General features: G+C 53.0%; 11 protein-coding genes. 7 read left to right on the top strand and 4 right to left on the bottom strand.

Translation table 11 applies throughout. The features are described 5' to 3' along the window. Window positions 1–191 precede the first annotated feature (191 nt). Window positions 192–356: a hypothetical protein gene (locus tag QTO31_RS03900; protein ID WP_173424541.1), complete on the bottom strand. Its 165-nt coding sequence runs from the start codon at window positions 354–356 to the stop codon at window positions 192–194. Window position 357: 1 nt separating this feature from the next. Beyond that, a complete protein-coding gene (locus QTO31_RS03895; protein ID WP_031458517.1) occupies window positions 358–549 on the bottom strand; it encodes a hypothetical protein in 192 nt (63 codons plus the stop codon). A gap of 255 nt (window positions 550–804) precedes the next feature. Here QTO31_RS03895 and QTO31_RS03890 point away from each other — a divergent pair, with 255 nt between their 5' ends. The 3 genes from QTO31_RS03890 (at window position 805) to rimO (ending at window position 3,745) form a co-directional block, all read left to right on the top strand. Then, entirely contained in the window at window positions 805–1,614 is an 810-nt protein-coding gene (locus QTO31_RS03890) for a helix-turn-helix domain-containing protein (protein ID WP_031458516.1), read from the top strand. A gap of 17 nt (window positions 1,615–1,631) precedes the next feature. Then, window positions 1,632–2,129, top strand: coding sequence for a YajQ family cyclic di-GMP-binding protein (locus QTO31_RS03885; RefSeq protein ID WP_031458515.1), 498 nt, complete (start codon window positions 1,632–1,634; stop codon window positions 2,127–2,129). Between the two features lie 245 nt (window positions 2,130–2,374). Further along, the gene (rimO, locus tag QTO31_RS03880; protein WP_301428156.1) at window positions 2,375–3,745 is read left to right on the top strand and encodes a 30S ribosomal protein S12 methylthiotransferase RimO; all 1,371 of its coding nucleotides are present in this window, start codon (window positions 2,375–2,377) and stop codon (window positions 3,743–3,745) included. Window positions 3,746–3,794: 49 nt separating this feature from the next. On the opposite strand, the gene QTO31_RS03875 is transcribed toward rimO, so the two are convergent. Beyond that, window positions 3,795–4,220, bottom strand: coding sequence for a BlaI/MecI/CopY family transcriptional regulator (locus QTO31_RS03875; RefSeq protein ID WP_301428155.1), 426 nt, complete (start codon window positions 4,218–4,220; stop codon window positions 3,795–3,797). Between the two features lie 188 nt (window positions 4,221–4,408). Here QTO31_RS03875 and QTO31_RS03870 point away from each other — a divergent pair, with 188 nt between their 5' ends. The 4 genes from QTO31_RS03870 to QTO31_RS03855 all read left to right on the top strand — a co-directional run bounded on the left by QTO31_RS03870 (window position 4,409) and on the right by QTO31_RS03855 (window position 11,986). Next, complete coding sequence (locus QTO31_RS03870) at window positions 4,409–5,446, top strand: polyprenyl synthetase family protein (RefSeq protein ID WP_301428154.1); 1,038 nt, start codon at window positions 4,409–4,411, stop codon at window positions 5,444–5,446. 698 nt (window positions 5,447–6,144) lie between these two features. Further along, a complete protein-coding gene (locus QTO31_RS03865; protein ID WP_031458511.1) occupies window positions 6,145–8,538 on the top strand; it encodes a RelA/SpoT family protein in 2,394 nt (797 codons plus the stop codon). Between the two features lie 18 nt (window positions 8,539–8,556). Beyond that, window positions 8,557–9,483 carry an A/G-specific adenine glycosylase gene (locus QTO31_RS03860; RefSeq protein WP_031458510.1) on the top strand — a complete coding sequence of 309 codons (927 nt, stop codon included), beginning with the start codon at window positions 8,557–8,559 and terminating at the stop codon, window positions 9,481–9,483. 112 nt (window positions 9,484–9,595) lie between these two features. Continuing rightward, window positions 9,596–11,986, top strand: a complete 2,391-nt coding sequence (locus QTO31_RS03855) for an ATP-binding protein (RefSeq protein WP_031458509.1) — start codon at window positions 9,596–9,598, stop codon at window positions 11,984–11,986. Between the two features lie 319 nt (window positions 11,987–12,305). On the opposite strand, the gene QTO31_RS03850 is transcribed toward QTO31_RS03855, so the two are convergent. Then, the gene (locus QTO31_RS03850) at window positions 12,306–13,724 is read right to left on the bottom strand and encodes an aspartate ammonia-lyase (RefSeq protein ID WP_031458508.1); all 1,419 of its coding nucleotides are present in this window, start codon (window positions 13,722–13,724) and stop codon (window positions 12,306–12,308) included. Between the last annotated feature and the right edge of the window lie 286 nt (window positions 13,725–14,010).

Raw genomic sequence — 14,010 nt, 5'->3', positions numbered from 1 at the left:
CATCGTGTCAGGTTAGGTTGCCCAAACAGTGCTTCCAGCCCCTTTACCCTCTTTACGGAGAGCGTAAAGGGGAATTTTGGAGCAGAAAACCGCCGGCAAGGTTTGTTCAGACGCACACTCAGCGATGTTGGTTCCGAAGACAATATATAGCGCGAAGAACGATGTTGATTTTCCCGCTGCTGAGTGACAGCCTATTTGATGAATGTCGCTATGCCGCTAATAATGCTGCTGGCCAGGATAATCACCAACCCGTGCAGCCACAGCGGGCTTTCGGCCAGCATCGTTTGCATAGCAAAGGCGGTAATCCCCACGATCACACCCAGAATGATCGCTTCTCGTTCACGTGGACTAAACATACTATCGCTCACGCTCATCAACATCACGACCTTGATCAAGCGAATAGCTCCCATAATCCTGTGTGGGTGGTTCGGCAGCTTTTTGTACGATAACACCGATCTGCACTAAAAACCAGAAGATTCCTGACCCAATAAGTGCGATGACGATCAGTCCGGCAATAAGTATTACGATGAAAAATAGCGTGCTGAGCATGATTCCCTCCTTACTGCACCTACAACATTCAGGTTGCAACCAGATGAGTAAACATGTGCGGTGACGCTCGTTTGATTGACATAGAATGTACGAGGAAAGCACATACCATGTTTCATTGTACATTTCACGTCTCAGTCAATTGTTTGTTGGCGAACCATCTAGTTGTGGTATACTGTTGCCGGATATAAGCATCTAATATCACCATACCATGGGGGAGGATGGTAAAAAACCGGTGGTGCGATAGAAGGAATCGGTATGAGCGAGTTGGGCGCGCGTCTCCGACGGGCGCGAGAGGCAAACGGTATATCACTGGCTCAGGCAGCGGCTGATACTCGTATTCTCTTGCAATCGCTGCAGGCGCTGGAAGAGGGTGCATTCGAGCGGTTACCCAGTGATGTTGTTGCTCGTGGTTTCATTCGCAATTATTCACAGTACCTTGGGCTGCCCGTCGATGAAATGATCGAACTCTACCGACGCGAGCGCGGTGCTACTGACAAAATTCGGATCGTGCCTGCGACACATCCGCCCCGTACTCGCATGTATGTTCTACCCAGTTTTTTTGCCATTTTTTTCATTACCCTGGCATTGATCGGTCTGGCATACGTTGGCTTGAGCGCCCTTGGGCAAATTGGAGAGCGAGCAACACCGCCTGCTGCTGTTGCGCCATCACCAACAATTGTTCCACCCTCACCTTTACCAACGCCTGAACCACCACCAACTTCCGTAAGCATACCAACCTCTTTGCCAGCAACGCCGACCGTGCTACCTACCGTACCCACTACACCTGAGCCGACGCCAACGCTCGCAGCTCCCATTGTGGTTGAGATACGAGTACCCGCCGTTCGTGGGAACGAAAATTCCTGGGTGCGGGTACAGGTTGATGGGACAACGGTCTTTGAAGCTATCATGCGCGCTGGTGAACAACGCACGTTTACGGCTCAGCGCCGTGTCTTTATTCGGGCCGGTAATCCGACAGATGTTGAAGTAACGGTCAATGGTCTTCAGCAAGGGCCGCTCGGTACGGTGCCTGGTCAGCCGGTAAACTGGTCGTGGCCCCCGAACTAATCTCTGGAGTACGAACAATGCCAGCAGAAAATAGCTTTGATATAGTCTCAGACTTCGACCAACAAGAGTTAGTAAATGCGGTTGATCAAACGTTACGCGAAGTGCAGACTCGCTATGATCTGAAGGATGCCGGTGTAACGATAACGCTCAGTAAAACCGAACTGGTGATCGAAGCTGACAGTGAAATGAGCCTGCGTAGTGTCCGTGATGTTTTAGAGACGAAGGCACTGCGGCGTAAGTTGTCGCTCAAAATCTTCGATTACGGCAAGCCAACCGATGCCAGCGGTGGTCGGGTGCGGCAGGTGGTTACTTTACGCCGTGGTATTGACAGTGAGTTAGCGAAAAAGCTGAGCAAGATGATCCGCGAACGGTTTCCCAAGGTTCAGCCCCGGATTCAAGGTGACGCACTGCGCGTGGTAGGAAAGAGCCGCGATGAATTGCAGGCAGTTATTGCGTTTCTCCGCGAACGCGAAGGTGAGATTCCGGTGCCCCTCCAAATGACAAATTACCGCTAGCGGGTGTTCGCACATGTGCGCTGTTGGCCTGGATCGCGAGTCGATGAACCGCATGGTCGGCAGCGCTCATCTTCTCCAGCGTTTTTCTGGGTTCTTTAGTGGATGCCGCTATCGAGTGCTCAGAACAGGACACTATCTCGTCTATGGTGTGTACATCCGAATGACAAGTCGATCTATAATGAAACGAGGTTGATGATCAACGATGTTAGCATTATTCGTGGTTATATATCGAAGAGAACGCCATAATGAAATATCATATTGTGACGCTGGGCTGCCCCAAAAATGTAGTGGATAGTGAAGGCATGGACGGCCTGCTCAGCATGCAGGGCCATCAAGCAGTTGCATCGGCTGATGAAGCTGATGTTGTTATTGTTAATACATGTAGCTTTATTGCTGCTGCTCGATCAGAGACACTTAGTGTCTTAAAAGAACTGGCCAGCCGTAAACAGCCCCATCAGCGACTCATTGCAGCCGGGTGTATGGCTCAAAGTCACCCGCAAGAAATTACGGCTGTGCAAGGAGTGGATGCAACGATTGGCACTCAACAATGGACACAGATTAACGCGCTGGTTAGCCAACTCGATCAGCCGGTTATCCCACTGACGCCGGGCCAAACGGCTGTGACCATTCCCCTCATACCGACGTCATCGAACGGTCGACCGACATCGTATGCCGATTGGCGTACCACCCAGATTCGACGTACACGCCATACACCCTCGGCGTATCTCAAAATTTCAGACGGTTGTAATCTGCGCTGTGCTTTCTGCACGATTCCCAGTTTCAAGGGCGACATGCGCTCGAAGCCGGTCGGTGCTGTATTGGCCGAGGCACAAGAGCTGGTTGCGCAGGGAACCCGCGAAATTATTCTGGTTGCCCAGCACCTGACCGATTATGGTCGCGATCTAGGTCTGAAGGACGGTCTGGCTATGCTTCTGGATGAATTATGCCAGGTTCTACCGACAGACATCTGGATCAGGCTGATGTATGCGTACCCGCATGGCATCAGCGAGCGGCTCATCACTACGATGGCTACTCACAAACAGATTTGCCACTACCTCGATATGCCGCTCCAGCATGCCCATCCAGCCACCTTGCGGCGCATGCGACGACCACCTGATACTGACCGAACGCTCAAACTCATTGCTGAACTCCGGGCGGCGATGCCTGATATTGCTCTTCGCTCGACGTTTATTGTTGGTTACCCCGGCGAAACGACGGCTGAGTTCAATGCACTCCTCGAATTCTTGCAAACGGCCCAACTCGACCGCGTTGGTGCATTCCGCTATTCACGTGAACCGGGTACACCGGCAGCCGAACTACCCGACCAGGTGCGTCCACAGGTTATCGAGCGACGATGGCACGAATTGATGCGCCTACAACAGCAGATTTCGTTTGCCCGTAATCAGCGCTGGATCGGGCGCACATTAACGGTGTTGATCGAGGGGAACGGCAGCGCCGACGATGGCAGTCAGTTGAGCGTTGGTCGATCATTTCGTGATGCACCCGAAATTGATGGTCAGGTCTTTGTTTGGGGCCATTTTCCTATCGGGCAGATAATAACTGTGCGTATTACGCAGGCTGCTGAGTACGACTTGTGGGGTGAAGCAGTTGGATAATACATTGGTGGTGCAGATTATTGCACCACCAATGAATTGGTTGCACCGATCACTTCGTACCGTTTAATCGCCGACTAATCTCTTGTTGCAGACGGCGTAATTCAGTAGGATTGTTCTTCGCCAGATGATCAACCATATAAGAGATGGCTGTATCACTGTAATCGTCGAGCAAGCCATCGATAACCTGCTGAACAACCAGATTAACAAATTCATCTTCAGAAATTACGGGGGTGTAGACATAAGCCAACCCGTCGCGCTCACGTTGTAACATACCCTTATCGGCGAGACGGCTCATTGTCGTCATGACGGTTGTGTATGCAATATCGCGCTGTTGGGCCAGTTTACGATGAACCTTCTTCACTGTGCTCGCGCCCTCTTTCCAGAGAATTTGCATAATCTCGGTCTCAAGCGGCCCCAGTACCTTGACAAGACCATCTTTCATCGGACTGAAGCGGAAGCGTAGGTTGAATGCCATAGTACACCCCTTTTCTTGAGTTAACGGTAGTAGATAGCTCATACCCTTCTGAAAGCGAGTGTACGGCGCAGCAAGCAGTTCGAGAAGAGGGAAACATTACACAGTGATGACAGGTTGGTAGTACTATAATCCGCTTTCTATACGATATTGTGTCGTATAGACAATAGAAAAACTGTAAACAATTTGTAATGTCTATGATAACAGAAAACGACGTTCGTTACCAGATTCAGGCGGAAATGCGGGCAGCATTTCCGGTGGTCGAAGGACGGCTCAGCCGGTTTTACGCAATGCAGGAATATCATCTAGGTTGGCGCAACGAAGATTTGACGCCGGCAACCGCCGATCCAGGGAAGCTGATCCGTCCACAGCTTGTGTTGTTGGCCTGTGCTGCTGCTGGTGGTGATCCACAACAGGCCCTACCGCTGGCAGCCGGTGTACAGTTGTTACACGATTTCTCGCTTATCCACGACGACATCGAAGACGACAGTGCCATGCGGCGGGGGCGGCGTACCCTCTGGCACATCTGGGGGTTGGCGCACGGGATCAACGCCGGTGATGCAATGTTTGTCATTGCGCACTTGGCCATTCATCGGCTGAGCGATCGTGGTCTGCCAGCCGAGCGAGTGCTGACGATCCTCCGTCGGTTTGATGAGATCATCTTACGTATCTGTGAAGGTCAGTACCTTGATCTCAGTTTCGAGGGTGATTTGAGTATCTCACCCGCTGATTATCTGACGATGATCGGTGGTAAGACCGCAGCACTTATTGCCGGTGCTGCTGAACTTGGTGCTCGCGCCGCTGGCGCTACCGAAGAGACGGTCACGGCGCTAGCCGATTTTGGTCGTGCAGTGGGGTTGGCGTTTCAGATCGAAGATGATATTTTGGGTATCTGGGGAGCGCCAGAACAGACCGGTAAGCCGTTTGCCGCTGATTTATACCGCCGTAAAGTGAGTTTACCGGTTGTGCATGCACTGAGTCATAGTCCTGATCGCGAGCGCTTGGCCGAACTCTACCGCCAGCCTGTGCTCGGTGATGATGCGGTGAGACAGGTGCTGGCCATTCTTGATGCTGCCGGATCACGATCATTCTGTGCTGTTATAGCTAACGAACACCATCAGGCCGCCTTTGCCGCCCTTGATCGCCTTTATCCACCTACCGCAACCGCCGCTGCAGCCCGCGACCGTTTACGTGCCCTTGCCCAAAGCCTGATTGGCCGTCAGTATTAGGGTGTAGGTTTTTCAAGGGTCTTTTCCTGTCTGGTAGGAGGGCAGCAGAAGGAGAAGCGAGAGAAATAGGAGCGGGGGTAGCTTTTACCCCTGCTTCCCTCTTCCCTTCCTCTTGCTCTTGCGAGGTGGAATGGGAAAAGGTGAGAGTTTTCCCTAGTAGATACTGGGGTGAAGGTGAAGGTGCAGCCGTGCTGTGGCGACGTGCGCTGACTTCCACGTGAATTTATCGGTTGGTGCATCCTCACTTGCAAGAGAGGGCGGGTAACCTAACTATCCAACGGCGCTGACGAGAATGATCGTCTTATCAACGTGGGGCCAGGAAGTTCCCTCTTTTGTGCCTGTTTCTCTTTTCTGTTTCCTCACCGAACCCCGGCCAGGTCAGGTGAAAACTTTCAAACCGCTGCTCCTCACAACCCGGCTTGACATCATTGCTCACGAGTGTTATGCTACATAATCAAAGACAACTTGTGCGTTACGATCACGGAAGATCGTCGCTCGGGATGAAATGCGGCCTGGCGTTGCACGCCGGGCGTTTTTGATCAAATATTCTTTCTGTAAACCTGCAAGCCTTTCATCAGCAACAAAGACGGCTGGATAATAACGACTGACTGCTTACTGTGCGGGAATTGGTTTCATCCGCGCCTGATCGAAAAGCTGAAAACAATGGCGCACCCTCTGTCCTGATAGGAGCGGCTCTTATGGATGATGTAGCAACTACCGCTCAGGTACTTGAGCTAACGGCAACGATACCGGATGAGTGTAAATCAGATGACCTTTCGCCACTGGCAGCCGAACTGCTTCAGCATCCGGTAATGCACATTATCGTTAAACAGCAACAAAAACGTGGCTGTCAAACATCCCTCGAAGCGGTGCAAGTAGCTTTTGTGAGAGCCTATCATTCGCCTTCAGTAGAAGCCCTGATTGCCCGCCATCGCGATTACCTCCCCTCTGCCGATTTTGATCTCATCCGCCGCTCGTATGCTCTTGCTGCAATTGCCCACGAAGGACAACGCCGACAGTCAGGTGAGCCGTATCTTGATCATCCGATTGCAGTCGCCATTATTTTGCTCGACCTCCGTCTCGACACCGAATCGATAGCTGCTGCGCTGTTGCACGATGTGGTTGAGGATAGCGAGGTGCCGATTAGCGTTATCGAACACTTTTTCGGTCAGCAGGTTGCCAGTCTGGTTGATGGAGTAACAAAACTTTCTGGTTACGAGAGCAAGAGCAAGGAAGAAGCTCAGGCAGGGACGTACCGTAAACTCATTATTGCTTCTGCCGACGATCCGCGGGTTGTGCTGATCAAGCTGGCCGACCGCTTGCATAATATGCGTACTATCCATGCTACCCCACCGCAAAAGCAGCAGCGGGTAGCCCGTGAAACACTCGACATTTATGCGCCGCTCGCCCATCGTCTTGGGATGTGGCAGATGAAATCGGAGCTAGAGGATTTGGCGTTTAAGACGCTGCATCCCGACCGCTATCAAGAGATTGCCCGTGGCCTGGCGATGCGCAAAGAGGCGCGTGACCAGATCGTGCAAAAAGTTATTGCCCAACTGAAAGAGATGTTGGCCCGCGAGGGTATTAAGGCCGAGGTGACCGGTCGCTCGAAGCACATTTACTCGATCTGGCGCAAAATGGAACGAAAAGGGGTGCCGCTCGAGCGCATCTATGATCAGCTTGCCGTGCGGATTATTGTTGACGATCCAAATAATGAGGTAGGCGCGTGTTATCAGGCGCTGGGGGTAGTACACGGCAAGATGAACTGGACGCCGGTGATGTCGGAGTTTGACGATTATATTGCTGCTCCGAAAGAGAGTTCGTATCGCTCGATCCACACAACCGTTATTTTGCCGGAAGGGCTGCACTGTGAAGTGCAGATTCGTTCAACGAAGATGCATGAAGAAGCCGAGCACGGCATTGCAGCACACTGGCGCTATAAAGAGGGTTTCAATACCCGCAGTGATCGCGATTACGAAAACAAAATTCGCTGGTTACGCGAGCTGATCTCGTGGCGCAATGAAACGACCGACCGCGAATTTGTCGATATGTTGCGCGCCGAATTTGAAGAGCGCGTCTTTGTGTTCACGCCAAAAGGTAAAATTATCGATCTCCCTGAAGGATCGACACCGGTCGATTTTGCGTATCGCATTCACTCTGAAGTGGGGCACAGTTGTATCGGTGCGAAAGTCAATGACCGCCTGGTACCACTCGATTACGAATTACGAAACGGTGAAATTGTTGAGATTCTAACCTCGAAACACCAGCGCGGCCCCAGTCGCGACTGGTTGCGTTTTGTGAAGACACCCTCGGCTCGGAACCATATTAAGCGATATTTCCGCAGGCTGGAGCGCGAAGAGAACATTGCTGCCGGGCGTGAAATGCTCGAAAAAGAGCTGAAACGTTATGGCTTAACCCAGGTCAGTTTCGAGAAACTGGTTGAGCTGGCCGGCCCAACTGTGCGCTCGATTGATGACCTCTTCTACCAGATCGGGGTTGATGACCTGAACGAGCGGACACTCGTTCAGAAGCTGTTGAGCGAACAACAGCTTTCACAGGCACAGAGCGAACAAGCGGAACTGGAACAACAACTACAACTACCGCGTGCTCCCCAACCAATAGCCCGAGTCAGCGCTAGTGGCGAGATTTACCTCGAAGGTACCGGTAAAATTGCCTCACGGCTTGCACGCTGTTGTAACCCGGTTTTTGGTGAACCGATAGTTGGTTTTACAACCCGTGGTCGGGGTGTTACCGTTCATCGCACCGATTGTCGCACGATCCAGAATCTCAGTGCTACCGAACGCAATCGTCTGATGCCAGTATGTTGGGGGAATACCATCGGATCAAATCAGTTCTTCCCGGTACCGTTGCGGATCGAAGCCTGGGATCGGGTGGGATTGTGGCGCGATATTTCAAATGTGATCGCCGATGCCGGTATCAATATTGCCGATGTGAGTCAAGGCAAGCGTTGGGCCAATGGTCGCACCATTCTTAATGTGACGGTCTCGCTGCAATCGATGGCTCAACTGTCGCCGTTGATCGAGAAAATTAACCGCATTCCCGATGTGATTGATGTCTACCGTAAGACGTAGACTACGTGTTGAGGTTTGATGATCGAGGCAATTCGTTCCAGGCTACTCCACTGGTTTGCTAAACACGGACGAGACCTGCCCTGGCGCCGAACCCGCGATCCCTACGCGATTATGGTCGCCGAAATTATGCTCCAGCAGACGCAGGTCGATCGGGTTATCCCCAAGTATCATGCGTTTTTGACGGAATTTCCCACCATAACAGCCCTGGCTACTGCTTCCACGGCGGATGTGATCAGATTGTGGGCCGGTCTTGGTTATAATCGGCGGGCGATTCATCTGCAACGTGCTGCCCAGATCATTGTAGAACAGTATGATGGTCAGGTTCCATCATCGGTAGCAGCATTGCGTAAGCTTCCCGGGATTGGCCCCTACACTGCCGGTGCTATCGCCTGCTTTGCTTTCGAGCAAGATGTGGTCTTTCTGGATACCAATATTCGCCGTGTTGTGCGGCGGTTATGTGTTGGCCCTGATCACTGGCCCGCGCCATCTGATGCAACACTTTTAGCCCATGCCGAAGCATTGTTGCCCGTGGGCAAAGGCTGGGAATGGAATCAGGCTATCATGGAATTGGGGGCATTGATTTGCACTGCCGCTGGCCCGGCTTGCTGGCGTTGCCCGTTACGCCAATACTGTCGTGCGTATACTGTTGCGGTTGCGGCTGATAGTGAGCTGGTACTGACTCCGGCCACTCCGCAGGTGAAACGAGTGGCTGAAACTCGCTCTGCAGAGCCGTTCATTGGATCAAGACGCTGGTATCGCGGTCGAATCATCGCTACGTTGCGGAATTTACCAACAGGAACAGTACTACCTTTGGCCGAATTAGGGCAACGAATACGCGCCGATTATACTGCGGAGCACGAAACCTGGTTGCAGAAACTGGTCGTCGATCTGGCTCGCGACGGTCTGCTGCTTGTAACCGAACAAGGGGTTCGTTTGCCCGACTAAGCGCATTACCTGAAGGACAGATCAGGCAACATGTGATGAACGGCTCGGCCGTTTGCCGCGCCGATTATCAATGCAGCCTGGGGAATGTCGTAACCTGGAGGGAGTGTGATTGATGCACACCATTCCATCATCTCTTCGCAATACAGTGATAGGATTGTGGATTGCTGCGCTATTGGTAGGTGTGATCTCTAGCCTGCTGGCTCCACCCGTCACGATTGATCTGGCCACATTGCTGGCTACCATCCTTTTTGCTGTGGGGCTGACCGTCTTTGAATCCCTCACGATTGTGCATCAATCTGACCGTCCTCTAGCAGTGACTCTGGCTGTGTTGATTGGGGCAATGATCATTTTGCCCTGGCCACTCTTTTTACTGGCGACGGCCATTGGTGCTGTCGCCGGGGCATTGGCGCGTCAGGCTGAATGGTGGCAGGCGCTTGTCCTGGCATCTATTCGCTGGATTGCTCTCACTGCTGGCAGCGTCGTTCTTATCATAGCTGTTCAGCAGCACACATTTGAAGCTAACGTTGCCTCACCGTTCGCCTTCTTCGGTCTGATCAGTTGTGGTCTGATCATCTACGTTATCGAGCGGCTGGCCAGTGCCAGTCTAACGGCCCCGAATACCGGTGAAGGTTTTCTCTCTGCACTGCACTGGCGATGGGATGATGCTGGCTGGTATGCGTTGATCTATGCGCCGTTTGGTGGAGTATTGGCAATTCTCTGGCAGCAGGATGTGTGGGCGTTTGTGCTGGGGATGGCGCCACTGATGATGGCGCAGATCAGTTTGCGTCATCAGCATCGGCTAGAAGAAGCTCTGAACGTTACCAACAAGCAACTGCAAGCAGTGAATGAACGTTTCCTTGCTCTCTCGCGCCAGACCGAGCATCTGCAAAGCCTGATGGTTGTGCTTCTGACCAGTCGTGATGTGCCAACAATGCTCAATTTACTCGGTGAGCGTCTAAGTGTGCTCATGGGTGCCGATAGTGCGTGGGTAACACTGTATGATGACCAGGGGACCCTTCAGTTGGTCGCTTCACATCATTTGCCGGTAGCCACAGGTGGGGTTGGTCCACAACCGATCCCGTTGCCGCACGCTTACGCAACTGCCCTGGAGCGCGGACGGGTAACTCTCTTTACAAATCAGCATGTCCAGATGCTGGCGCCGGTCGCTGCTTTGACGCAGCACTCCACCTGGCAGGCAATTATTATGTTGCCGTTACTCGATGAGCAACGTCCGCTCGGTGCAGTCTGTCTGGCGTTCGAGACGGTACGTGGTCTGAAAGAAGATGAGCAGCGTCTGCTTGCTGCCTTTGCCCGCCACGTGGCGACAGCCATTCAAAATGCCCGGCTCTTTCGGCGCTGGCAAGAATCGCAAATCGAACTGGGGCGCTCGGCGAAACTTGCAGCCGTGGGCACGTTTGCTGCCAGTATTGCTCACGAATTCAACAACCTGCTGGCAGGTATGTTAGGGTATGCTCAGTTGGGGTTGGCTGACGATAACGTTGACATAAAAAACGAAGCTCTCAAAGTCGTCCTCGACACCTGTAAGCGTGGCCGTAGTATTACCGGTAGTCTGTTGACCTTTGCCCGTCGGCGTGATTCGCGTCGTGAACTGTCAGACCTGCGCGAAGTGGTTGAAGGGACTCTCACGCTCATGGAGATTGAGCTGCGTAAACATAACATTCGGGTTGTCCGTCACATTGATATGGTTCCGCCTACCGTCTGTGATGCCGGTCAGATTTCGCAAGTATTCTTAAATCTGTTGACTAATGCCCGTGACGCGATGAAACCACAGGGTGGCACGCTGACCGTAACCCTTACTTCGGATGACAAATGGATCTGCTTGCAGGTCGAAGATACCGGTTGTGGCATCCCCGAAGCGATTCGACGGCAAATCTTCCAACCGTTTGTGACAACAAAAAACACAACCGGCAGCCAATCGGGTACCGGCCTGGGGCTGGCCGTCTCGTATGGCATTATCAACAATCACAATGGGCACTTTGAAGTCGAGAGTGAGGTTGGCAAAGGCACAAAGATGACAATTCGGCTGCCGATTGTGTCGGAAGAACCGGCTGAAGCTACGGCAGCACCTATTCCAGCACTGCGGATGCTCGTTATCGACGATGATGAAGCATCGGCACGCACGCTCACTACTATTCTTGAACAGGCCGGTCATCAGGTGACCTATTGTGCACACAGCGGTGAGGCGGTTTCGATCTACACAGCGCAACCGTTTGATATTGTGTTGAGCGACGTGGTGATGCCTGAACTCGATGGGATCAGTTTGCTGAATGTCTTGCGGAGTTATGACCCAACCGCGAGTGTTATTCTATTTACCGGTCAGATCGAACCCGACCAGGTAGCCACTATGGCTGCCAGTGGGGCCTATGCGGTACTACGCAAGCCTTTTTCGACGGATGAACTGCTAGCGACGGTACAGGCGGCCTACCATGATCGTGAGCGGGCCAAACGAGCGTTAGCAGGGGTTGCCGAAGCTATTCGCTAGCCGTTGTCAGGCCGGGAATATCCAGCCCCACGCTTATTTGACGTCAATCCCGGCAGCGTTTTCAGCGTTAACTGACCTGTGCCGTAACAGAGCGACGCCAAAGAATGTTACACCGACTAACGACGATCCCCGCTCCACGCTCTTTAAGCGTGAGGCGTGGGTTGGCGCTATGCGGTGTGCGACTGGCATCCCCTCACTTCACTCAGTCGCTTGGGGCAGGTTGAAAACCTGCCCCGCCCCATTGCTATGACCATCCTCCTACATTTACGTGCACGACCACGAACGAAAAGAGTGCAGACAACCGCTCACGAAAGCTGTGCTAACCGGCGGCTGCAATGCCCTGAATACCGCCCTCGGTCATCTTCCGCACATCAAGCAGCTCATCAACCTGTTCAGGGGTGAGCAGACCCTTCTCGACGACCACCTCCTTGATCGTCTTGCCGGTTGCCATCGCCTCTTTCGCCACTTCAGCACCGTTGAGATAACCGATAACTGGGTTCAGAGCGGTGACCAGAATAGCATTCTTGGCCAGCCAGCCAGCCGCCTTTTCCCGGTTGGCAGTGATCCCAACCACGCATTTGGTCGTGAAGGCATTGATCGCGCCGATCAGGACGTGCATCATCTCAAACAGGTTATGAGCAATGATCGGCATCATAACGTTCAGTTCGAGCTGACCGGCTTGCGCAGCCAGGGCTACTGTAAGATCACAGCCTTGCACGTGGTAGCAGGCCATATTCAGCATTTCGGCCAACACCGGATTCACCTTGCCTGGCATAATTGAGGAACCGGGTTGGACTGCCGGGAGCCGAATTTCATCCAGACCGGTAGCCGGCCCAGAGGAGAGCAGCCGGAGATCGTTGGCAATACGCCCGAGCGTAATGCAGAGGGTGCGCAGACTGGCTGAAAAGTCGGCGGGATCGGCCATGCTCTGCATCGACTCAAAGAGATTGCCTGATGAGTACAGTTCCTGGCCGGTCAATTCGCTCAACTTGGCTATCATGCGGCTGTGATATTCGGGATGCGCATTGAGACCGGTACCGGTTGCTGTACCGCCAATCCCTAACCGACGGAGCCGATTGGCAGCCGTGGCGATACGCTCGCGGTCGTTGCGGACTGCTTTCGCATACGCGCCAAACTCTTGACCGAGGCGCACCGGAACGGCGTCTTGCAAGTGCGTGCGTCCTGACTTGACAACATCATCAAATTCGACCGCCTTCTGCTCAAGCGCATCGGCAAGATTATCGATGGCGGCGAGCAGTTCGGGCAGGCGCCACAGACACCCCAAACGAATGGCTGTTGGAATGGTATCGTTGGTTGATTGCGCCATATTCACATGATCATTTGGGCTGACCGGCTTCTTTGGGTCATCAAGCCTGTAACCAAGTATCTGGTTGGCACGGTTGGCTAAGACCTCGTTGACATTCATGTTATGAGAGGTACCAGCACCGGCCTGGAATGGATCGACAACAAATTGATCGGCATGTTTCCCGGCCAATACTTCATCGGCGGCCTGAATAATCGCGTTGGCAATGTGTGGATCGAGCAGACCGAGATCGCGATTAACTTCAGCCGCCGCTCGTTTGATCATCGTTTGCGCCCAAACGAACGCCGGGTATGGACGCATTCCGCTAACCGGAAAGTTCAATACAGCTCGTTGCGTTTGTGCACCGTAGAGCGCATCAGCCGGTACTTGCATCTCGCCTAACGAGTCGCGTTCAATGCGATAGCCTTCAGCCATGAGTTCAGCTCCTTTCATGCGGCAGAAACGCATAAGATGCTCTGCCGGCAAGAATTGTGTCGCGTGCAGTGCGATTGTATCACATTCTGACCCGGTAACCGGTGCGAGGTGATTTGGGGCGATTGAGCCTTATGGCCGATCATCGGCAATCACCTACCGCAGAATTATGCAAGAGGCGGCGGCGGTTTCCGCAGGGTTGGGGCGGGCCAATGCGGACAATACCGCCGATACGGGCGATACGTATAGGACGCTTGGAACCGACAAGGGCGACTCAGGTTTACCAAAA

It is taken from the genome of Chloroflexus sp. MS-CIW-1, assembly GCF_030444705.1.
Taxonomy (GTDB): Bacteria; Chloroflexota; Chloroflexia; order Chloroflexales; family Chloroflexaceae; genus Chloroflexus.
The sequence above is the reverse complement of the archived record's forward strand: the minus strand, read 5'-3'. Positions and strand labels throughout refer to the sequence as shown.